At 69.5% G+C, this 21,045-nt stretch carries 15 protein-coding genes; 9 read left to right on the top strand and 6 right to left on the bottom strand.

The features are described 5' to 3' along the window. Window positions 1-601: 601 nt before the first annotated feature. Together ACFVJX_RS19215 and ACFVJX_RS19210 are read right to left on the bottom strand one after the other, a co-directional pair. Entirely contained in the window at window positions 602-2,488 is a 1,887-nt protein-coding gene (locus ACFVJX_RS19215) for an alpha/beta hydrolase (protein WP_384133564.1), read from the bottom strand. Continuing rightward, window positions 2,485-2,850, bottom strand: a complete 366-nt coding sequence (locus tag ACFVJX_RS19210; protein WP_384133561.1) for a hypothetical protein — start codon at window positions 2,848-2,850, stop codon at window positions 2,485-2,487. The genes ACFVJX_RS19215 and ACFVJX_RS19210 overlap by 4 nt, the downstream gene beginning before the upstream one ends. Before the next feature lie 331 nt (window positions 2,851-3,181). On the opposite strand from ACFVJX_RS19210, the gene ACFVJX_RS19205 reads away from it, so the two are divergent. Then, window positions 3,182-4,369 (top strand): low temperature requirement protein A, encoded by a 1,188-nt coding sequence (locus ACFVJX_RS19205; RefSeq protein ID WP_384133558.1) that lies wholly within the window; start codon window positions 3,182-3,184, stop codon window positions 4,367-4,369. A 124-nt stretch (window positions 4,370-4,493) separates the two neighbouring features. Here the strand turns inward: ACFVJX_RS19205 and ACFVJX_RS19200 are convergent, their stop codons facing one another. Continuing rightward, window positions 4,494-5,834 carry a hypothetical protein gene (locus tag ACFVJX_RS19200; RefSeq protein WP_384133556.1) on the bottom strand — a complete coding sequence of 447 codons (1,341 nt, stop codon included), beginning with the start codon at window positions 5,832-5,834 and terminating at the stop codon, window positions 4,494-4,496. 118 nt (window positions 5,835-5,952) lie between these two features. Between ACFVJX_RS19200 and ACFVJX_RS19195 the strand changes: the two genes are divergently transcribed. Further along, window positions 5,953-6,486 (top strand): AAA family ATPase, encoded by a 534-nt coding sequence (locus tag ACFVJX_RS19195; protein ID WP_384133553.1) that lies wholly within the window; start codon window positions 5,953-5,955, stop codon window positions 6,484-6,486. Between the two features lie 180 nt (window positions 6,487-6,666). Here the strand turns inward: ACFVJX_RS19195 and ACFVJX_RS19190 are convergent, their stop codons facing one another. Together ACFVJX_RS19190 and ACFVJX_RS19185 are read right to left on the bottom strand one after the other, a co-directional pair. Then, the gene (locus ACFVJX_RS19190; protein ID WP_384133550.1) at window positions 6,667-7,851 is read right to left on the bottom strand and encodes a hypothetical protein; all 1,185 of its coding nucleotides are present in this window, start codon (window positions 7,849-7,851) and stop codon (window positions 6,667-6,669) included. Between the two features lie 401 nt (window positions 7,852-8,252). Next, on the bottom strand, window positions 8,253-11,420 hold the full coding sequence (locus ACFVJX_RS19185) for a glycoside hydrolase family 2 TIM barrel-domain containing protein (protein WP_384133547.1): 3,168 nt from the start codon (window positions 11,418-11,420) through the stop codon (window positions 8,253-8,255). 506 nt (window positions 11,421-11,926) lie between these two features. On the opposite strand from ACFVJX_RS19185, the gene ACFVJX_RS19180 reads away from it, so the two are divergent. The 7 genes from ACFVJX_RS19180 (at window position 11,927) to ACFVJX_RS19150 (ending at window position 20,219) form a co-directional block, all read left to right on the top strand. After that, window positions 11,927-12,580 carry a DUF402 domain-containing protein gene (locus tag ACFVJX_RS19180; RefSeq protein ID WP_384133545.1) on the top strand — a complete coding sequence of 218 codons (654 nt, stop codon included), beginning with the start codon at window positions 11,927-11,929 and terminating at the stop codon, window positions 12,578-12,580. Between the two features lie 315 nt (window positions 12,581-12,895). Next, window positions 12,896-13,204: a hypothetical protein gene (locus tag ACFVJX_RS19175; protein WP_024493027.1), complete on the top strand. Its 309-nt coding sequence runs from the start codon at window positions 12,896-12,898 to the stop codon at window positions 13,202-13,204. 177 nt (window positions 13,205-13,381) lie between these two features. After that, on the top strand, window positions 13,382-14,248 hold the full coding sequence (locus tag ACFVJX_RS19170; protein WP_384133542.1) for a hypothetical protein: 867 nt from the start codon (window positions 13,382-13,384) through the stop codon (window positions 14,246-14,248). Then, entirely contained in the window at window positions 14,238-15,602 is a 1,365-nt protein-coding gene (locus tag ACFVJX_RS19165; RefSeq protein WP_384133539.1) for a hypothetical protein, read from the top strand. Before ACFVJX_RS19170 ends, ACFVJX_RS19165 begins: the two co-directional genes overlap by 11 nt. Beyond that, window positions 15,599-17,149: an SCO6880 family protein gene (locus ACFVJX_RS19160; protein WP_384133536.1), complete on the top strand. Its 1,551-nt coding sequence runs from the start codon at window positions 15,599-15,601 to the stop codon at window positions 17,147-17,149. The genes ACFVJX_RS19165 and ACFVJX_RS19160 overlap by 4 nt, the downstream gene beginning before the upstream one ends. A gap of 51 nt (window positions 17,150-17,200) precedes the next feature. After that, window positions 17,201-18,619 carry an ATP-binding protein gene (locus ACFVJX_RS19155; RefSeq protein ID WP_384133532.1) on the top strand — a complete coding sequence of 473 codons (1,419 nt, stop codon included), beginning with the start codon at window positions 17,201-17,203 and terminating at the stop codon, window positions 18,617-18,619. A 1-nt stretch (window position 18,620) separates the two neighbouring features. Beyond that, complete coding sequence (locus tag ACFVJX_RS19150) at window positions 18,621-20,219, top strand: type IV secretory system conjugative DNA transfer family protein (RefSeq protein WP_384133529.1); 1,599 nt, start codon at window positions 18,621-18,623, stop codon at window positions 20,217-20,219. A 99-nt stretch (window positions 20,220-20,318) separates the two neighbouring features. Here the strand turns inward: ACFVJX_RS19150 and ACFVJX_RS19145 are convergent, their stop codons facing one another. After that, window positions 20,319-20,876 carry a GNAT family N-acetyltransferase gene (locus ACFVJX_RS19145; protein WP_384133525.1) on the bottom strand — a complete coding sequence of 186 codons (558 nt, stop codon included), beginning with the start codon at window positions 20,874-20,876 and terminating at the stop codon, window positions 20,319-20,321. Between the last annotated feature and the right edge of the window lie 169 nt (window positions 20,877-21,045).

The raw sequence follows: 21,045 nt of genomic DNA, 5'->3' as shown, positions 1-21,045 counted from the left end.
GGCGGTTTCGACGGTGTGTACGAGTCATCGGGGTCACTGACCGGCCGTCAGGACGCTCCGGCGGACCAGAAGTCGTCGTGGACGTTGGGGGCTGGTACTGGTTCACCCACATGCTCTGCCCCACCGGGCGGCTGAGCAGGCGTCGAAACTGGGGACCTTTCGACGCACGGCGTGGCCACTTCGAAGAAGGCTTGCCCACCACCCCCGATGAGGAGTCTCACCCGAAAACCGTCCGGCGTCTCAAAATACGTCGCCGGACTCGCTTTATTTGCGTTGACCCCAATCTGGCGATACCCGGCATCTTTCCAACTGCGTTCCACGATCCCCAGGAAGCCTCCCCGACGTCTCTCGGAAATCACTGTAGTGACCGCGCGTCTGCGAGACACGTCACAACTCCCCTCCGTCGTCTCACCATGAACCCATTCAACGGGTGGACGAATACCCCTAAACGTCTCATCAAGGATACCGTCGGCCCGATCCGCCGCCTCCTGCATGTTCATATTTCTGCGCCCTCCCCTATCTCCTGAATCTTGCGAACCATGCACCCAGGAGCATCCTGAAATCAGAAATACAGCAACCGATGCCGCGTAAATTCGAGCTTTCACCGAAGGCGCTCCCGTTCAATCTCCCCCGACCTCCCTGCGACAATCCGCGCGATATTATCGGCAGATCTCTGGTCCTTAGCTGGGTCGAAATAGTTCGAGTGTGCTTCAGTCGGGCTATGGCCTCGATCCAGAAACCCAGGCCCATCACTTACGGCAAAACGGTTGGCTCCGAAATCTCGATGCGCAGGATCGGTACCGAACCATACGTCGCTCTCCTGGGTCTGAGCGTCCTGGGCCGCATACCCAGCCGCCCCGCCAGCAATACCGCCTGCGGCTCCGCCAATGAGTGCGCCCAGAGGCCCTGCTCCCATACCCAGCACAAATCCGGCCGACGCTCCACCAGCCGCACCACTCCCTAGTCCGCTCGCCTCTCGACTGTTAGGCAGCTTGGTCACGGGATCATTCTCAGCCGCGCCCACGAATACGTGATCCCTTCCGACACCTAGCTCCTCGGCAGAGTGTGCCCCCGTACCAGGGCTTCCAACCAAGACAACATCGTCCGCTCCGGGAATCCCACCTCTTTGCTGAGCGGCGAGGCCAACGGTCAACGAACCGTAGGAGTGCCCGATTGCAGTCACATGGGGATCACCATGTTGATTCGTTGCCGAGATTCCCGCCATAAATTTGTTATAGGCTGAAGCGCCAGCCCGAGCATTCACATCAGCCATGACATCGAGACTCCTCATAGGGTCGTCACCAGACGCCTGTGGCGCATCATAACCAAGCCACACGATTGATGCAGTAGAGGAATTTGGATCCATCTCTTTCGCGCCAATAGCAGTATCCCGAGCCCGCTTGAGATCATTTCGAGCGAAATCCTCATCCAACGACGTATTCAGCCCCGGCACGTAAGCCGACACATTGCGCGACGTATCCGGATTCCCGTACGAAACGATCGCTCGCCCGTTCCCCTCATCCCCGATGCCGAGCAAGAACATCGGGGGCTGCCCACCCGCCTGCAACTGCCGATCGATCTCGCGCAGCCCCGCCAACTGCGTCTCCGACTTCGCGTCGTCCCGGCCCTCAAGCTTGCCGATCAGGAGTTGGAGGTTGTCGCGGTTCGCCGTGTCGCGTACCAGGGACGGGATGCCGTCCAGGTTGCCGATCATGTCCGGGTACACCGCGAGGTACTCCTCGCGCTGTTCGTCCGTCAGGGCGGCCCACCACTCGCGGCGGGCCGCAGGGCTCGCGTCGAGGGGGATGGACGCCTTCAGGTAGCCCCGTGCCGCGTCCCGTACCGCCGCCGCATCCCCCGCCGCGTCCGTCCACGTCCGGTCAGGGACCTTCAGGCCCTCCTCGGCCTTCAGCTCTCGCAGGATGCGGGCGAACCGCCAGTCGATCTCGGCGGCCGTCCGTACCGCACTCGTCACCCGGTCCGCGATGTCCTGCGCCTTCGCCGCATGCGGGTTCGGGGCCACCAGGCCCGACGGGGGCAGCAGCCCCGGCGCCGCACCCACCGACGCCGTGCCGCCCGCCAGCGGCTTCCCGTCGATCAGGCCCTCCCCGGCAGCGGGGTACGTGACCGAGCCGTCCGGGTGCACGGTGAAGCGCAGTGCCTCGGCGTCGTCGAGCGCGTCCCGTAACGCCCGTTGCTGGGCCTTGATCTCGTGGGCGAGGCTGTTCAGCGTCGTACGGACCAGGCCGCACTCCGTGTACACGTACTGCAGATTCCGGCCCAGCTGTCGCAGCCTGCCCACCGCCGCGTCCGCCGACTCGCCCTGTTGGCCCTCCCGCAAGCCGTTCAGCAGCTGCTTCTCGATCCGGTCCCGGCCCACGTCCGCGCGGTTGCTCGCCTTCCCCCAGCCGTCGGCGGCGCCCTCCAGCTCGGCGCAGCGCAGGTCCCGTAATTGGGCCCAGGTCAGGGCCGAGGGGGACGGAGTCATCGCTCAACTCCATGCGTGCGCCTTGCGAGAGGCGCGAAGGAGGACTCCACGCCCTCGTTGGTCTGACCCTGGGCACGGGCGACGGAGCGCAGGTTGCCGGCCAGCGACCCGCACTCCCGGCGCGCGCACTCGAACCGCCGCTCCCACGACTCCCGTACGGCTCCCAGCTCCGCGAGCGCGCTCAGCCCGACCGTACCGGCGAGCAGTCCCTCGTGTGCCGTCGACAGCTCCTCCCTCACGGGGGCGAGATGCACACCCATCCCCTCGGCGCCGCCCGCGGCCCGCAGCCACGCGCCGTCACTGTGCCGGAGCTGCTCCCCGCCGGTTCCGTCACCGAGGTCGCTCAGTCTCTGCCGCCCCACACCGCTCACCCCGCTCCTTGATCGTGGAGCGGCACTGTGCCAAACCCGGCACCCACGACACGCCGTACGTCAGGGCGCCCGGGAAGGGACGGCCCCGTGCTCCCCGGGCGCAGCAACGCGGCGCCGTGACCTCGGGATCACCCGAACGGTGGACCGGGAAGTCGCCCTTGCCGGCAGGCGGCACCCGTACCTCTCCCGGCCGCCGCCACCACCACCGCAGCCGGCCGCTCACGGCCGTACCGGGCCCGCCTCACCGAACTTGAGAGAGCTCCAGGCGCAACACACCGCTCAGAGGGACCCCGGCGGGCCACGGAAGGAAGAATGCGGGCCCATGAGCTCTTCACCACCCGCCTCCCGCAGCGCACTTCACCGGCCGATGGTCGCCCGCCTCGCCGACGAGAAGCACCGCACCGCGACCATGCTCGAACTCTTCTTCGACCTCTGCTTCGTCACCGCTGTCGCGCAGGCAGCGACGGCGTTCGAGCACGAGCTCGACGAGGGACACATCGGCCACGGAGTCCTCGGCTACGCGATGGTGTTCTTCGCGATCTGGTGGGCGTGGATGAACTTCACGTGGTTCGCCTCCGCGTACGACACCGACGACGTGCCCTACCGGCTGCTCACCCTCGTGCAGATCACCGGCGCACTCGTCCTTGCCGCCGGGGCGGCCGAGGCCCTTCAGAACGAGGACTTCACGGTCATCACCTGGGGGTACGTCATCATGCGGCTCGCCATGGTCGCCCAGTGGCTGCGCGCCGCCCGCTCCGATCCCGAGCGGCGACGGAGCTGCCTGCGCTACGCCGTGGGAATCCTCGTGGTGCAGATCGGCTGGGTGGTACGGCTCGCCCTGCCCGACGACACCGGGCTCGCGACGTTCGCGGTGCTGGTCGTCGCCGAGATCGCCGTCCCGGTCTTCGCGGAGCGGGCCGCCGTCACCACCTGGCACCCGCATCACATCGTCGAGCGGTACGGCCTGTTCACCCTCATCGTGCTGGGCGAGTCGATCACCGCCGCGACCGGTGCCGTCCGCGCCTCCCTCGACACCCACGCGGCGCTGGGCGACCTCGCAGCCCTCGTCATCGGCGGCATCCTGACCGTCTTCGCCCTGTGGTGGCTGTACTTCGCACAGAGCGCCCCCCAACGGCTCACTTCCCTCCGCGCCGCGCTGCTCTGGGGCTACGGGCACTACTTCGTCTTCGCCTCCGCAGCAGCCGTCGGCGCCGGCCTCGCGCTCAACGTCGCCCACACCACCGGGCACGGCGAACTCTCGGACCATGCGTCGGCCGCGGCGTACACGGTTCCGGTCGCGGTCTTCATCACGCTCGTGTGGCTGCTGCACCACCGCGCCGGGGCCTGGGGCGACGCGGCCGACGTCGTGCACCCGGTGGCGGTCCTCGCTATTCTCGCCGCCACGTTCGCACCGTCCCCCGTGCTCGTCACCGGGATTCTCTCGGCGCTCCTCATCGCCGCGAAACTCGCCCTATCCGCGCGCGGCGCCACGCGGGAGCCGGCCCTCTGAGCACCCGCCCGGGTCGGGACCCGTCCCGGCCGGTCCCTACCTCTCCCGACCTTGACCAAACCGGATGGAAATGAGACCGCTCAGCCTCAGCCTCGGCCGGGGCGGCCCGGCGGGGCGGGGCCGCTCAGCGGGCGGCCTCGCCCACGCAGTGGAGCAGGGCTTCGCGGAAGTCGTCGAGCGCGCGGCCGAACTCGCCGGCCGCGACGTGAAACGTCGTCCGGTCCATCAGGGCCCCCGCCAGTACGAGGCGATGCCCCTCCACCGGGTGCCGTACTGACAGCCGGCGGGCCAGGGTCACCCCGTCGTCGAACAGGGGGCGCACCTTCTCCGGGAACAGGTGGGAGCAGTTCGCCCAGTAGACGGCGGAGCGCACGGTCAGGACCCTTTGTATTCGGGCCAGTTCTGGCAGGTGCTCGTCGGGGTCCGCAGCGGTCCCGGCCGACCGCGCGAGGTTCTCTACCTCTCCGCGCAGAGCGGTACGGCTGTCGAAGTAGCGTTGCCTGACATCAGGTGACCACTGCGTCGGCTCCGCCCCTGAAGGCGGTCTAGGTTCACCCGGCGCAGGTACATCCGGTGCAGGTACACCCGGTGCCGGCACACCCGGCGCAGGTACACCCGGTGCAGGCCGTTCGCCCTCGGCACCGGGGAACGACAGCAGGACCGCCCAGAACGACGCCTGATAGTTCCTCCAGGACGTTCGCTCCCCCGTGGCGGCCAGCTCCGTCAGCAGGACGAGCGCCTCCTGCCGTACGGCGGCGGCCTCTTCGGCCCGGCCACAGGTGTCCAGCATCCGTGCGTATCCGATGAGGGAGTAGAGGTGGCATGACACGGGGACACGGTCGTTCGCGGCCTCGGCCGCCTCCATGCCGACGAGCGTCTCGAACGCGGCGAGTGCGTCGTCGGACCGGCCGGCGTCAGCCAGGGCAGCGATCCACATGAGGAGGGGCCAGGCAAGCGATCCGTCCCTGGGGCCGCCGGGCAGTTCCGCCGCGACGAACTCGTCCATGGCTTCGGCTGATTCGGCATAACGGCCCTCCTCGGAGAGACCGGCGGCCCAGATCTCCAGCCCCTTGACCGCGGGCTCCCCGGAGAGCTTCGCCTGCGCACGGCCGACGGCGAGCATCTCGGCGCGCATGGCCAGGCCCTCGACGCGTCGGCCCAGCATGTACAACTGCCGCTGGCAGGCGTTCAGCGCCCCGTACAGGATGTCGTCGCGGGCGGGTTCGGCCGGATCGATGTTCCGTGCTGCGGCCACCGCCTCCTCGGACAGCGCGAGCGAAGCCGGGTGCCATGTGCCCCTGCTGGTGTCGTAGGAGAGCCGGCCCAGGGCCTCGACCAGTCGGGGCAGGTAGGCGGCCGGGCCTACCTGGGCAAGCACCCGGTAGGCGTCGACCTCCTCGCTCGGGGTGCGTCGCCCGGAAGCGAGCAGCGTGTTCTGCGCCCACAGAATGTCGTCCTGATCCACTTTCCGCGCATGATTCACAGAGGAGATTCTGAAGGCCTGCGCGCACGCCCAACAAGGCTTGTGGGCCGTGCCGTTCGTCCTACGCGGATGGCCTCTGACCTGTCATGATGGTGGTGTCATGACGCAATCAGGGGTGACCCGGCTCGTCCTGCTGCGGGGCAATTCCGCCTCGGGCAAGTCGAGCGTCGCCGCCGCCGTCCGGGAACGATTCGGTCGCGGCCTGGCGATCGTCGGCCAGGACAACCTGCGGCGGAACGTCCTGCGTGAGCGCGACCGCCCCGGCGCCGCGAACATCGGCCTGATCGACACCGTCACCAGGTACTCGCTCGACGCCGGGTACCACGTGGTCCTCGAAGGCATCCTGTACGCCGACCACTACGGGCCGATGCTCCAGCGGCTGTGCGAGGACCACCGCGGTCGCACCCACTGTTACTACCTGGACGTCGATCTCGGTGAAACGCTGCGCCGGCACGCGACGAAGCCACAGGTGAGCGAGTACGGGGAGGCGGAGCTCCGCGCCTGGTACCGCTCGCGCGACCTGCTCCCGGGCGGGGCGGAGTCAGTGATCGGCGCCGCGAGCAGCCTGATCGACACGACGGACCGCATCATGAAGGAGACCGGTCTGGCCGGCCTCCCCCCACTCGAACTCTGACCCAGGGTGCCGGGCTGCGAAGGGGCACGGGGCGGCGAAGAGGGGCAGGGCAGAGACGAGCGCTGACGCCCGTGAAGGGCGCTGAGCCCACGAAGAGTGCTGACGCCGGTGAAGGGCGGCGCGGGCCCGCAAAAGAGAGCGAGAGCGCGGGAACGCGGGAGAGCACGAGAGAGAGCGCGTTCAGCGACTGCTTCGGACCGCCGTCTGTCCCGGCAGGGCGATCCCCTTCGCCTGGGCGGCCTTCCCCGGGCGCAGGGTCCACGGCACCGGCGACGTGTCGGTCAGCCATCCGTCGTCGAGCACCCTCCCCACGACGAGCCCGCGCAGCGTCCGCGACAGCTTCTTCCAGCCCAGGCCCTTGCACAACTGCCCGTACGAGGGCCCGTGCCCGTGCTCCGCGCGGAAGGCCACGGTGAACGCGGCGGCCTCACGACCGCAGTCGGGATGCGCGTCCCGCCACTTGTCGAGGGCGTCGAACGCCGACCGTGGGGCGGGGACGGGCGAGGGCGAGGACGTGAACGCCTTCGCGACCTGCGCGAACGGAAGCCGGCACAACGGGCACCGCTCCACCGCCTCCACATGCCGCAGCAACGCCGGACTGACGCCCGACTTCCACTCCGCCCACCGGCCCGGGGTGATCTCCTCCGGCTCGGCGGCCGCCGCCGCCTCGCGCGCGGCCCGGCGCTCCTCCTCCTGCCGCGCGAGGTCAGCGAGTTCCTCGGGGGTACGGAACCTGCCGGCGAGGTGGCACACCGCCGGGCCGAGCCGGTAGTCCTCGCCGGACAGCTCGGCGAGGAACCCCTTACCGAGAAGCTCGGGCAGGGCGGTACGGCAGACACCGGGCAGCTGAGGGGGGATCCTCCCGACGAGCTCCGAGGAACTGTGCGCGGCCAGGAAGAGCGCGGCGAGCCGGACGGCAGGCCCGGTCTTCTTCACCGGCTTCGCCATCCTCGTGCGCATGGTCCATCCCGACACCCGCGACCGTGTGCCCTTGCCCAGCGGCATCGCGTGATCCGGTCCCGGGGCGAGGTCGGGCACGACGATCCCGACCGGCTTGTCCTGATCCCCGCCGACCAGATCCCCGGGCACCTGCCACCCGGCGGCGACCAGCTCCGCGATGGCCCCCTCCGGATCCTCCAGCCGCAGTGACCGCAGATCGGTGCCGGTGAGATTGCCGACCCCGCTCCGCGCCGCCCGGATGGCCACGACGACGGCGAGCAGCTGTGCGTCGGCGGTGGTGAGGGGGAGAGCAGCCACGTAGGCGAGAAGCCCTCGCACGCCCTCGCCCTGGCGCGGCGTCAGGAGAAAGGAGGGCGGCGAAGACGGCGCGGCGGCTGCCGCGACCGAGATGTCAGGTGTGGGCACATCACATCTAACGGTGATCGGAGCACGGAAGTCACGCGTGATGTGGGACACGCCGGACGCGCTGTGCGGGGCGTGAGAGACGCCGGGGCCGGGCCTCCTGCAGGGCATGGGGTACGCCGGGCCTCCTGAGGGGCGTGGGGACGCCGGACGTCCTGAGGGACGTGAAGCACGCCGACCGCCGCGCGCGAAGACCATGCCGACCGCCGGGTGGGCGTCGGACGCGACACCCCCCGCGCCGGTCCGCGTCCCACCCGACTGCCGAGTGGGACGCGGACCTCATGCACAGGCCTGAAGCCCGGTACGCCCGGTACCGCCCCGACGTAGCCCAAGGCAGCACGACACGATCGCGGCACCGCACGGCACGACGCGGCTGTACCGGGCGGCCCGGCCCTCCCCCGCCGTTACGCGCCCCGCAGCCGGTACGCGTACGTGTACGTGCGTCCCGCGTGCAGCAGGTACTCCGCGAGGGGCGGGGCGCCCCAGGAGTCGTTGCCGCCGACGCCCGTCTGCCGGTGGTTGACACCCAGGATCGTCTCGTCGCGTCGCTTCAGCTCGTAGGGGTGCTTCGGCCCCTCCAGGTCGAACGGCGAGAAGTGCAGGACGCTCGTCTCCAGCATGGGTTCGCCCTCGTCCGGGTCGGCCCGCACCAGCAGTCCGGTGCCCGAGCGGTCCGTCACCGAGAGGCTGCGTACGTCGGTCATGTTGCCGGTCTGCTGGGGGCGGGCGTACGCCGCGACCTGATCGTCGACCGTAGAGCGGTAACGGCCCACGAACGCGCCGGAGCGCCGATCCCAGTAGTTCTCCTGCGGGCCGCGCCCGTACCAGTCGATCTGCTCGAAGCCCTCCGGCACCGTCAGCAGGGCACCCACCAGAGGCAGATCGGGGAGCCCGTCCGCCGCTTCCAGGGTGTGCCGGATCCGGATCTCGCCGTCGCCGCGCACGGTGAACACCGTGGTCCAGGTGGAGGCGGCCGGGGCGGTGGGCAGGGTGCAGTCCACCTCGACGGTGACCACTCCGGGCGACGGCTGACCGGTCCTGACGGAGGTGACCTCACGGTCGGCCCCGGCGTCCCGCCAGGTCCGCAGGGCATTCTGGGCATCGCGGCCGGTGTCGTTGTCGGTGGGCCCGCGCCAGAAGTTCGGCACCGGACCACCGGCCAGCAGCAGCCGCCCCTTGACCCGGTACGACGCCAGCGTTCCGGTGGACTTGTCCAGGACCACTTCGACGTCGCGTCCGCTGATCTGCACCCGCGCGTCGGTCTCGTCGAGAGTGAGGGCGGGCAGGGTGTCCGGGGCCGGGTCGGCGGGGGCAGGGGTGTGCCAGTCGAGCGCGAGCTGTTCGGCGGCCACGGTGTGCCCGGCCTCCGCCCAACTGGTCTCCTTCTTCAGTACGAAGGACACGTTCAGCCAGTACTCGGCACCCGGCTCGGGCGTCTGCGGCTCACGGAACGGGATGCGCACGGTGCCTTCGTCGCCGGGCGCCACATCCGGCGATGCGAGCCTGCCGTGCTGCACGCTCCTGCCGTCACAGCTCACGTCCCAGCGCAGCTCGTACGCGTCCAGGCCGCTGAACAGGTGCTTGTTCCGTACGGTCACCGTCCCGCCCGCGAGGTCCGCGGCGGCGACCGCGACGGGCTGGTAGACCTTCTTGACCTCCAGCAGACCGGGGTGCGGCGTACGGTCCGCGGCGACCAGGCCGTCGCAGCTGAAGATCCCGTCGGTCGGATAGCCGTCCTTCCAGTCGCCGCCGTACGACAGGTAGGTGTGCTTCGGGTCGCCCGGAACCGGGAGCCGGATGGCCTGGTCCACCCAGTCCCACACGAACGCGCCGTGCAGGTTCGGGTAGCGGTCGAAGATGTCCCAGTACTCCTTGAGGTTGCCGCTGCTGTTGCCCATGGCGTGCGCGTACTCGCAGAGCATGAAGGGCGTGTCCTTGCCGGACTTTCCGTACGCCTCCACGTCCGCCGGCTTGGTGTACATCTCGCTGTGCAGGTCGGCGACCTCGTTCATGCCCTCGTAGTGCACGGGCCGGGAGGCGTCTCGGTCGTGCACCCAGTCGGCCATGGCCTGGAAGTTCGACCCGCCGCCGGCCTCGTTGCCCAGCGACCAGACGACGATGCTCGGGTGGTTCTTGTCGCGCTCGACCATCGACCGCAGCCGGTCGACACAGGCGTCGGTCCACTCGGGCAGGGAGGCCGGCACGGTGTCGCGGACGCCGTGGGTCTCCAGGTTGGTCTCGTCGACGACGTAGAGGCCGTACTCGTCGCACAGCTCGAGCCAGCGCGGGTTGTTCGGGTAGTGCGAGGTGCGTACGGCGTTGATGTTGTGCTGCTTCATCAGCCGGATGTCCTGGACCATCCGCGGCTCACGGACCGCCTGGCCGTGGTCGGGGTCGGACTCGTGACGGTTGGTTCCGCGGAACATCACGGACTTGCCGTTCACGGTGAACTTCCCGGGGCCGTACTCGACTTCACGGAACCCGGTACGGACCCGCTGGACGTCGACCGTCCGCCCGGAGCCGTCGGTGAGCGTGACGACCAGGGTGTACAGGTTCGGATCCTCGGCCGACCAGAGCGCGGGCGCCGAGACGTCCGCCTTCAACGTCACCTCGGCGTCCCCCGAGCCCTGCCGGTCCACGTCTGCGGTGAGGGGACGGCCGACCCGTCGCCCCCGGCCGTCGTACAGCACCGCCTCGATCCGGTGCCTGCCCGCGTCGGCGGAGCCCCGGTTGCGTACGGTCGCGGTGACCGTGAGGACCGCGTCGCGGTACGCGTCGTCCAGCGTGGTCCGTACGAACAGGTCCTGCACATGGACCGGCGCGATCGCGTACAGGTAGACGTCACGGAAGATCCCGGACAGATCGATCATGTCCTGGTCCTCCAGCCAACTACCGTCGGACCAGCGGTAGACCTCGACTGCCAGGGTGTTGTCGCCCGGCCGCACATGGTCGGTGATGTCGAACTCGGCGGGCGTGTAGCTGTCCTCGCTGTAGCCGACCCGCTTGCCGTTGACCCAGAGGAAGAACGCCGACTTCACGCCCTGGAAGGAGATCAGGGTGCGCCGGCCCGACCAGTCGCGCGGCACGGTGAAGGTCCGCCGGTAGGAGCCCACCGGGTTGAAGTCGTGCGGAACGGCCGGCGGCTCGGGGTCCTCGTAGCCGACCCACGGGTAGCGGATGTTGAGATAGATGGGCTCGGGGTAGCCCTCGATCTCCCAGTTCGACGGTACGGGGATGTTGTCCCAGCCGCCGTCGTCGTAGTCGGGCGCCTCGAAGCCGACCGGCCGGGCGTCCGGGTTCCTGGACCACTTGAAGCGCCAGGTCCCGTTCAGGGAACGGAAGTACGGCGACTTCTCGATGTTCCCGCGCAGCGCGTCGGAGCCGCTCGCGTACGGCACGAGCCGGGCCCGCGCCGCCTCCCTGCCGACCTGGAACACCCGCGGCTGCCCGTCCCACTCGGGGGCGGGTTCGTCCGCGGCGAAAGCCTGTCTCTGCGCGGCGAAGACGGCCCAGCCCGCGAGGGCTGCGCCGGTCGAAAGGACGGAACGGCGGCTCGGACGGTATGCGCTCATGAAGCGACTCCGAACGGAAGACAACAAGAACCATCACCATTAGACGGAATCACTCAACACGCAAGGCTCCGCGCGGGATCGCCCGCGCGTCACGGCCGAGGTCACCCCTCGCACCAGGGGCTGACCACGGAAAAGCGCGGCGCGGAACCGCCGAAGGTGGCCGGAAGTGTGCGCCGGCACGGCCGATGTTCCACGCAGGAGCGGCAGCACACGACCCGCTCCACCGCAGGACCGGCGACACCCGAAGCCCTCCACCGCAGGACCGGCAACACCCGAAGCCCTCCACCGCAGGACCGGCAACACCCGAACCGCTCCTCCGCATGGTCGGCGACACCCGAACCGCCCCACCTCCGAGCCCTGCCGCCGCCCCACCGTCCACAGGACCACCGCCGGGGTCACCGGGGCTGGGTGGCAGATGCTGGGCGGCAGATGCTGGGCGGCAGATGCTGGGCGGCAGATGTGCGGGCCACGTGTCCCGGGGCCCCGCCGCGGGCATGATCATCGGCATGAACGACGGCATGGGTGAAGGCGCGAGGGACAAGCCGGGGCGGATTCTGCACTGGAACTTCTTCATAGGCGGCCACCTGAGCGCCTCCGTACCCGTACGCCTGGTCGAACGCACGGCCGCAGGCCAGCTGGTGTGGATGGAGACCGGCACGCCGATGTGGCGGACCGCCCTCCCGCGCGGCGCCACCCATCTGCGGGACATCGCCCCGCACGAGCGCCCCGCCGAGGGCTACCCCCTGGTCGCCGACCGGTGGCCGATGGGCAGCGCCCTCTTCTACCAGCCGGCCGGCGCCGCGCACTCCGTCCTCTGGCTCTTCGGACGCAGACGGAACTTCCGCGGCTGGTACGTCAATCTGGAGCGGCGGGTCCACTACGGCGACGACATCGACATCACCGACCACGAACTCGACCTCAACGTGGCACCGGACCGCACCTGGCAGTGGAAGGACGAGCAGTCCTTCGCCGAGAAGACCGGCCACCCCGCCTACTGGACCGCCGAAGAAGCGGTCGCCATCCGGACCGAGGGCGACACGGTGGCACGGCTCGCCGAGGCCGGAACGTTTCCCTTCGACGGCTCCTGGTGCGATTTTCGGCCGCCGTCGAGCTGGACGACCCCGCCCCGCCCGCTGAACCCCCGCCGCTCGCTCCTGTGAACGATGCGCTCCCCACCTCGCCACATATGCCCTGATGGGTGCGGTTCGACCCCTCGATGCCGGTCCAGGCCAGGGTGGCGTGATGGCAATCATTGCCCGGCGTCACCCTCCGTGATACACAGAGTAACGATACGTAATTCGCTCACACACCGATTCGATCCGCAGGTCAGGGTGGTCAGACCGGTCAAATGTGCGAGATCCGGGTAAAGAGAGCCGTCAAGTCGTCGTACGAAGGCAGTTTCATCAGCGAAGATAGAGGGTGACTCGTGCCGTGCGGTACGGGCACTGAACTACCCAACAGGGGCGGTGACTTACATGATCCTGGCAGCTGAAAAGGGCGACATCACCACCATCATCGGCGGAATCGCCCCGAACTGGGGGCCGTTCGGGACCTTGGGCAACGAGGCCCGCGTAATGATCGAGGTGGTGATGGCGATCGCCATCCTGCTCTGCCTCGGCATCGCGATCTGGGGAGCGGCGAAGCAGCGGATCGGCGCGACGGCCCTGCGCGACACCTTCAGCGCGGAGCAGGGCAAGGGGCTCATCGTGGCCGGACTGACCGGTGTGTTCATCATCGGATCGCTCGGAACCCTGTTCACCATCGTCTACGGGATGGCCGTCTAACCGGCCGTCAGCCCGCCAGGGGCAGCTCCGGCCGCCCCACCCCCATCCGTCCGTCGTGCCCACCGGCTGAGGTTGCGTCTCCCTGATGTCGAGTCACCACACCGCGCCCGCGCGGAAACCAGCACGGCTACCGTCGTACTACGCGGTTCAGGCAACGGTTGAGGGGGCGTACGCGGCATGAGTCTCGGCGACGAGGACGGCTACGGCAACGACTCCGGGCGTTCGAACGACGGCTACAGCACCCTCGGCGGTACGCGCCAGACCCGCACCCGCCTCCCCGACGGCCAAGGCGGCGACGGCTACGGCCCCCGCCGCCCACCCCGCAAGTCCCGCTCGCTCTTCACGGTCGTCGGCGTGATCGTGCTGCTGCTGGGAGCGATCGCCTTCGCGAACATGGGCGGCGGCGACGGTGGCGGCGACGGTGCGTCGGGCAGCAACGGCAAGAAGGCCGGCGCGGCGCCGACGGCGGCCACGGGGACGAAGCCGGTGACGGGGAAGAACGGTTCGATTCCCTCGGGGTACGCGCATGACGAGCAGGGGGCGCAGAGCGCGGCGTCCAACTTCGCGGTGGCGCTCGGCTCGGCCGACATGTTCAACTCCGCCTCTCGTCAGGCCATCGTCCAAGCCACCCATGATCCGGCAATCGTCGACGGTCTCGTCTCCGACCTGGACAAGGCCTACTCCCCGGAGTTCCTCAAGAGCGTCGGCCTGAACGATGACGGCAGCACTCCCAACGGTCTGACCTTCGTCTCTCGGACGGTCCCCGTGGGCACGAAGGTTGTCGAGCACAGTGGTGACCGCGCCACTGTCGAGGTCTGGTGCACAGGTCTTGTCGGCATGGCCGGACAAGGGTCCACGAAGCCGGTGACCGAGACATGGGTCACGATCTCCGAGAAGCTCAAGTGGGTCGGAAAAGACTGGAAGATCGAGTCGTCGAGTCAGGCAGAGGGGCCCACCCCTGTCGGCGGCGACAACCGGGCATCGACGGCCGATGAGATCGCCGGCGCGGTAGAGGGATATGGAGGCTTCACTTATGCCCGATAACCGCCGGCGGGGCGGCCGCTCCCTGTCGATCCTCAGCATCCTTCCGGCCACCGTGATCCTGCTGGCTTCGCAAGCCGCAGCGGCGCCTTCTCCGTCGCCATCGCCATCGCCCAGTAAGAAGGGCAATGAGGCATGTGATCTCATCGTCGGGCTCGCCAAGGACTACTGCGAAGGCGACGCCTCCCCCACCTCCAAGGCCCCCAACAGCACCGACCCCGCCCTGGACCCCCTGACCTCCCTCGGCCGCGGTTGTGCCGACGCCGCCGCGTGGATCGTCGGCAAGCTCAGCGACGCCGTCAAGAGCACCGCGAACGTCGACTTCACGAACACCCGCTTCCTCCAGCAGTACGCGATCGTCTTCGCCGCCTCCACCGTGCTCACGCTCGTCCTGTGGCTGCTCGCCGTCGCCAAGCGGGCCATCCGCGGGGTGCCGCTCACCACCGCGATCTCCGAGGCCATCGGGTTCCTGTGGCTGACGGTCCTCGCCTCCGCGTTCACGCCCCTGATCCTGTACACGATCGTCTCCGCGACCGACGGCGTCACCGAGGTCATCGCCTCGTCGTCCGGCGGGCAGACCGACGTGTTCTTCGGGTCGTTCGCCGAGGCCCTCAAGAAGGACTCCGACATCGGCGGCGGACCGATCATGCTGATCGTCGTCTCGCTCGTGTCCATCCTCGCCGCAGGAATCCTCTGGCTGGAACTCGTGATCCGGGCCGCCCTGCTCTACGTGGGCGCCCTGCTCGGAACCGCCGTGTACGCCGGTCTCGTCGACAAGAACATGTGGGGACACGTACGACGCTGGGCGGGCATCATGATCGCGGTGATCATGGTGAAGCCGGTCATCGTCGTCGTGCTCGGACTGGCCGGCGCGCTCTCCTCGGACGACGGACCCGACGCCTTCTCCGCCGTGGTGTCCGGCCTGTCCATCATCCTGTTGGCGATCTTCGCCTCCGGCATGATCTACCGCTTCGTTCCCGGCTTCGGCGACGAGATCCAGGGCGCCCGCACCAACCGCAAGCAGGCCACCGACGGCTCCCAGGCCGCCGCGATGATCAGCTCGCCCGCCGCTCTCGTCTCCCAAGGCATCAAGACCCACAGCAGCCGCGGCGGCGGCCAGGACGGCGGCGGCAACAACAGCGGTGGCGGACGCCCCGCCAATCCGGTCAGCGGCGGTGTCGCCGCCCACAGCTCCCGCAACTCCGGGAGCGGGGTCGGCGGCGGATCTGTCCCCTCCGCCGCACCTCCGCCCCGCAGCGGATCGGGTCCCACCTCCGGTACCCCGCACAGCAGCCGCGGCACACGACGCGGATCAGGAAGTTCCGGTAACAACAGCACAGGAGGTGGCGGGCGTTGAGCACCCAGTCCCATCCGATCGCGCCCCGCCGTACGTATCTCATCGGCCGGGCCCGGCCCAACGCGATGGTCGGCAAGAACCGCGAGACCGGCGAGATCGCCCTGATCATCGGCGGGGCCTTCCTCGGCATGATGAGCGGCCTGCTCGTGCCCGTCCTGTCCATGCGGATCGTGCTGCTCACCGGCTTCCCGCTGCTCGCCCTGGCCATCGTCTACGTCCCGTACAAGCACCGGACCTTCTACAAGTGGTTCGAGATCAACCGCAGCTACAAACGCTCCCTGCGCCGCGGTGCGACCTACCAGTCCGGCGCCATGGAAGCGGGCATCAGCACCGACGGGCGCGAGGTCGAGATCGGGCCACCGCCCGGAATCGGCCGGATCAGCTGGCTGGCCGCACCCTTCGGGCCGGACGAGATCGCCGTACTCCTGCACGCCGACCGCCGCACCGTCACCGCCGCGATCGAGATCGAGGGCCCCGGCGTCGGTCTGCGCGACAGCGAGGACCAGGAAGCACTCGTCGACCGCTTCGGCACACTCCTCAAGCACGTCGCCAACGGCGACGGCTTCGTGACCCGCATCCAGATGCTGGCCCGCACCCTGCCTGCCGACCCCGACGCACACGCCAAGGACGTCGCCCAGCGCGGCGACAGGGCCGCCCCCGGCTGGCTCCAGGAGTCCTACGACCAGCTCCAGTCGATGGTCTCCACCTCCAGCGAGCAGCACCGCGCCTACCTCGTCGCCTGCATGGAGTTCGACCGCGAGCTCGCCGCCGAGGCCAACGCCATGGCCCGCGCGGCCCGCCCCCACGGCGGCCGCAAGCTCGACCGGGACGCCGGACTCGCGGTCGTCATGGCACGCGAGCTCACCGACATCTGCGCCCGCCTCGCCGAGGCCGACATCCGGGTGCGCCAGCCGCTCGGCCAGAGCCGCCTGGCCTCCCTCGTCCACTCGATGTACGACCCGGACCACCCCATCGACCACATCCAGGCCATGACGAAGCGCAACGCCTGGCCGGCCGAACTGGACGCGGTCGAGCCGACGTTCCTCCAGGCCAAGACCCGCGAGTCCTCCACCCGCGCCCCCTGGTGCCACTCCACGGCCTGGGTGAAGGAGTGGCCGATGACGCCCGTCGGCGTCAACTTCCTCGCCCCGCTCCTCGTCCACACACCCGATGTGATCCGTACGGTCGCGGTCTGCATGGACCTGGAGCCCACCGAGATCGCCATCGAGCGGATGCTCACCGAGAAGACCAACGACGAGGCCGAGGCCAGCCGCCAGGCCAAGATGAACCGCACCGTCGACCCCCGCGACATCGCCGCCCACGGCCGGCTCGACCAGCGGGGTGAAGATCTCGCGAGCGGCGCGGCCGGGGTGAACCTCGTGGGGTACATCACCGTGTCGTCGCGTTCGCCCGAGTCCCTCGCCCGTGACAAGCGGACGATCCGGGCCTCCGCCGGCAAGTCGTATCTGAAGCTGGAGTGGTGCGACCGCGAGCACCACCGCGCGTTCGTGAACACCCTGCCGTTCGCCACCGGCATCCGCCGCTAGCCGCACACGACCGAGAGAACCGAGAGAGACGAAAGGGAGGTCGGTCACGCCATGCGAGATCCGCTGTCCGCGTTGTCGGACGCCTTCACCGCCTTCCTCTTCGGGAAGGTGGAGACGACCCGGCTGCCCGTCCGCACCTCGACCGGACAGGCGCAGGCGGTCTACCTGCCCACCGCCGCCCCCGGCCTCGGCGACTCCGGCGTGATCATCGGCCGCGAGGTGTACTCCGGCAAGGGCTACATCTACGACCCCTTCCAGCTGTACGGGCAACAGCTCCCCGCCCCGCACTGGCTGGTGCTCGGCGAGTCCGGGAACGGCAAGTCCGCGCTGGAGAAGACGTACGTGCTGCGCCAGCTCCGCTTCCGGGACCGCCAGGTCGTCGTCCTGGACGCCCAGGGCGAGGACGGCGTCGGCGAATGGAACCTCATCGCCCAGGAACTGGGCCTGACCCCCATCCGCCTCGACCCCACCTCCGCGCTCAACGGCGGCATCCGGCTCAACCCGCTCGACCCCGCCATCACCACCACCGGACAGCTCGCGCTGCTCCGCACCATCATCGAAGTCGCCATGGGCCACGGCCTGGACGAGCGGTCCGGCTTCGCGCTCAAGGTCGCGCACGCCTTCGTGAACGAGACGACGACCGACCGCCAGCCCGTCCTGATGGACATCGTCGACCAGCTGCGCCACCCGGAGCCCGAGTCCGCCGCGGCGATGAACGTCGACATAGACGACGTACGGGCCTGGGGACTGGACGTCGCTCTCGTCCTGGACCGGCTCGTCGACGGCGACCTGCGCGGCATGTTCGACGGACCGACCTCCGCCGACATCGACCTGGACGCCCCACTGATCGTCTTCGACCTCTCGCACATCGACCGCAACTCGATCGCCATGCCGATCCTGATGGCGATCGTCGGCGTCTGGCTGGAACACACCTGGATCAGGCCCGACCGGAAGAAGCGCATCTTCCTGGTGGAAGAGGCCTGGCACATCATCAACTCCCCGTTCGTGGCGCAGCTCTTCCAGCGTCTGCTGAAGTTCGGACGCCGGCTCGGGCTGTCCTTCGTCGCCGTCGTCCACCACCTCAGCGACGTAGTGGACGGAGCCGCCGCCCGGGAAGCGGCGGCAATCCTCAAGATGGCCTCCACCCGCACGATCTACGCGCAGAAGGCCGACGAGGCGAGAGCCACCGGCCGGGTGCTCGGGCTGCCCCGATGGGCGGTCGAGATCATTCCCACGCTCACCCCGGGCATCGCCGTCTGGGACGTCAACGGCAACGTCCAGGTCGTCAAACACCTGATCACCGAGGCCGAACGCCCCCTCGTCTTCACCGACCGCGCCATGACCGAGTCCTCCGCGACCGACCTGCTCCCGGAGGACGTACGCGCCGCCGAGCTGGAGGCGGAGCAACGCGCGGCACGAATCGAGAACCAGCAGCGGCTCAACGAGTCGTCCGAGTCAACGGTGGCATGACATGGCAGGGCGCGGCACGGCACGGCGCGGTGGCAACGGGGAAGGCACCGGCGGCATCCCCGACGGGCTCCTGATCGGCCTCCTGGCCTTCCTGCTCGGGCTGACGCTGCTGGCGTGGACGGCCACCGGCCTGTCCGGACTCCTCGCGCACGGAGGCTGGCCGGACGGCGTCACCCTCGCGGAGACCCCGCTCGCCATGCGCCGCCTCGTGGAAGCCCCGCACGACCTGCCGGCCGCCTGGCCGACGACACCGGCGGGAGAGCTCTCCGGGTACGGACTGTTCTGGGGTCTGTTCATCGGCGAGCTGATGGTGCTGGTGGTACTGACGATCTTCGTGATGGGCGTGGTCGCCCGCTGGCGAGGGGTACGGACCCGCCAGCACGCCGAACGGCTGGAGCGGCTGGAGCGACCGGCCGAACCGGAACGGCAGGAGTACGTACACGAGGCCCCGTCCTCGTCCCCGTCCCCCGCACCAGGACCGGCACCGGCACGGGCACCGGCACCGGCACCCACCCCACCGGCGGCGGTCACACCGAGCCCCCCGCCCCCCTCGGTCCGCGCAGCCCCGCAGGAGCCCGCCACCGCTGTGGAGCAGGTAACCGAGCCGTTGTCCCCGATCACGGACTTCACCGGCGTCCAGGCCCCGGCCGTCCTCCCCTCCCCCCGTACCCCGCTCGTCGTCTACGGCACCGCCGCCTCCCGCAGGCCCACCGTCGTCCAGGCCATCCGTGAGGCCGAGGGGCCGGTGCTCGTCGTCACCTCCGACCCCAGTGTCTGGTCCGAGACCAAGGACGCCCGCGCCAAGCTCGGCCCCGTGCTCGTCTACGACCCCGGCCACCTCTGCGACACCCCGGCACGGCTCCACTGGTCGCCCACCGCGGGCTGCGAACAGCCCGACCTGGCGGCTGCCCGCTCCGCCGCCCTCCTCGCCCCGGTCCGGCCGCAGGCCCGTATCGACGCGGCGACGGCCGACACCGCCGAAACCCTCCTGCAGTGCTGGCTGCACGCCGCCGCAGTCGACGGCCGCCCCTTCCGCCAGGTCCACCGCTGGGCCCTGGGCGGCAGCGCCCACGAACCGGTTCGGCTGCTCCGCACCCACCCCAAGGCCGCGTCCGGACTCGCAGGACTGCTGGAGTCCGCGCTCACCGCCCACCCCGAAAGCCGTGAGATGGCACAGGAACTGACCGTTCGGGCCTTCGGTGCGCTGGCCTCGGTCCACATCCGTGACGCCTGCACCCCCAACCGGGCCGATGCGCTCGCGCTGGATTCTTTTGCGAACGAGGGGGGAACGCTTTATGTGGTTGGTGAACCCATCGAGAACCCCCGGTCCGGCCCCGGAGCGATGCCGCTGCTCACGGCGCTCGCCTCAGACGTGGTCGAGCACGGCCGCCGCATGGCCGCACGGTCATCCGGCGGTCGGCTCGACCCACCAATGACCCTTGTTCTGGACGACGTCGCAGCCGTGGCGCCGCTCCCCCGTCTGCCGGAACTACTGGCAGCCGGCCAGGAGCAGGGCCTGCCCACGGTCGCCCTGCTCCGCTCCCCCGAACAGGGCCGCGCCCGCTGGACGCAGCAGCTCCGCACACCGAGCACTCCCTGAGAGCAGTCCCTGAGAGCACTCGCCAAGACCACTCTCTGAGAGCACTCCCGACCGGTTCGGGCCGGGTTCGGCCTCGGGCTCGCTCGGCCCTTCGGTCCTTTACGGCCGCGGCACCGCGTACTCCACCTCGACTGCCGACGGATCGCCCGGCACCGGGGCGGTCTTCCCAGTGGGCGTGAACCCGATCCGGCGATAGAAAGCGGCCGCCCGAGGGTTGTTCTCGTGCACGTACAGCCGTACGCGCTCGATGCGCGGCTCGCCCAGCGACCACGCCCACTCGGTTGCGGCCCGGAACAGCGCCTCGGCCACGCCGCCCCCACGCGCCTCGGGCCGGACGAACACCCCGACCACATGGGCCTGGTTCACCGTGGCCGCCTCACCGAAGCGCACCTCGTCGTCCGGGCGCTCGACCAGTACCGTCACCGTGCCGGCCCAGCCCCCGGCGGGTGCCTCGGCGATGAACTGCCGGACCCGGCCGTCGCCGTCCTCCGACGCACCCGCCGCCCGCTCCCGGTAGAAGTCGTCGCTCCGTTCCAAGCCCTCCTCGTACGTCTCGAGGAACGCAACAGGCGCAACCGGATCCTGCAACGCGGCCAGCCTGATCTCCTTCGTCGACTGCCACTCATCGGCACGCACCGGGCGTATCACGTAGTCCATGCCCTGATCCTGACCTGCCGTCCACCCCCGCGCAAACACTTTCGCCCAGGAACGGCTCCGGCAGGAACGGCTCGGGAACGCAGAAAAGCCCCGTGCCACAAGGGCACGGGGCTTAACTATCAAAAGGAGTTCGGCGGCGTCCTACTCTCCCACAGGGTCCCCCCTGCAG

The organism is Streptomyces sp. NPDC127177, assembly GCF_042672475.1.
In the GTDB taxonomy this organism is placed as follows: Bacteria; Actinomycetota; Actinomycetes; order Streptomycetales; family Streptomycetaceae; genus Streptomyces.
This window is presented reverse-complemented; position numbering and strand designations above follow the sequence as displayed.

Bases quoted from the DNA above. Each gene is read 5' to 3' on its own strand.
- ACFVJX_RS19150 (WP_384133529.1), top strand. From the start codon at position 18,621: ATGGCAGGGCGCGGCACGGCACGGCGCGGTGGCAACGGGGAAGGCACC.
- ACFVJX_RS19175 (WP_024493027.1), top strand. From the start codon at position 12,896: ATGATCCTGGCAGCTGAAAAGGGCGACATCACCACCATCATCGGCGGA.
- ACFVJX_RS19180 (WP_384133545.1), top strand. From the start codon at position 11,927: ATGAACGACGGCATGGGTGAAGGCGCGAGGGACAAGCCGGGGCGGATT.
- ACFVJX_RS19155 (WP_384133532.1), top strand. From the start codon at position 17,201: ATGCGAGATCCGCTGTCCGCGTTGTCGGACGCCTTCACCGCCTTCCTC.
- ACFVJX_RS19185 (WP_384133547.1), bottom strand. From the start codon at position 11,420: ATGAGCGCATACCGTCCGAGCCGCCGTTCCGTCCTTTCGACCGGCGCA.
- ACFVJX_RS19145 (WP_384133525.1), bottom strand. From the start codon at position 20,876: ATGGACTACGTGATACGCCCGGTGCGTGCCGATGAGTGGCAGTCGACG.
- ACFVJX_RS19170 (WP_384133542.1), top strand. From the start codon at position 13,382: ATGAGTCTCGGCGACGAGGACGGCTACGGCAACGACTCCGGGCGTTCG.
- ACFVJX_RS19195 (WP_384133553.1), top strand. From the start codon at position 5,953: ATGACGCAATCAGGGGTGACCCGGCTCGTCCTGCTGCGGGGCAATTCC.
- ACFVJX_RS19215 (WP_384133564.1), bottom strand. From the start codon at position 2,488: ATGACTCCGTCCCCCTCGGCCCTGACCTGGGCCCAATTACGGGACCTG.
- ACFVJX_RS19165 (WP_384133539.1), top strand. From the start codon at position 14,238: ATGCCCGATAACCGCCGGCGGGGCGGCCGCTCCCTGTCGATCCTCAGC.
- ACFVJX_RS19205 (WP_384133558.1), top strand. From the start codon at position 3,182: ATGAGCTCTTCACCACCCGCCTCCCGCAGCGCACTTCACCGGCCGATG.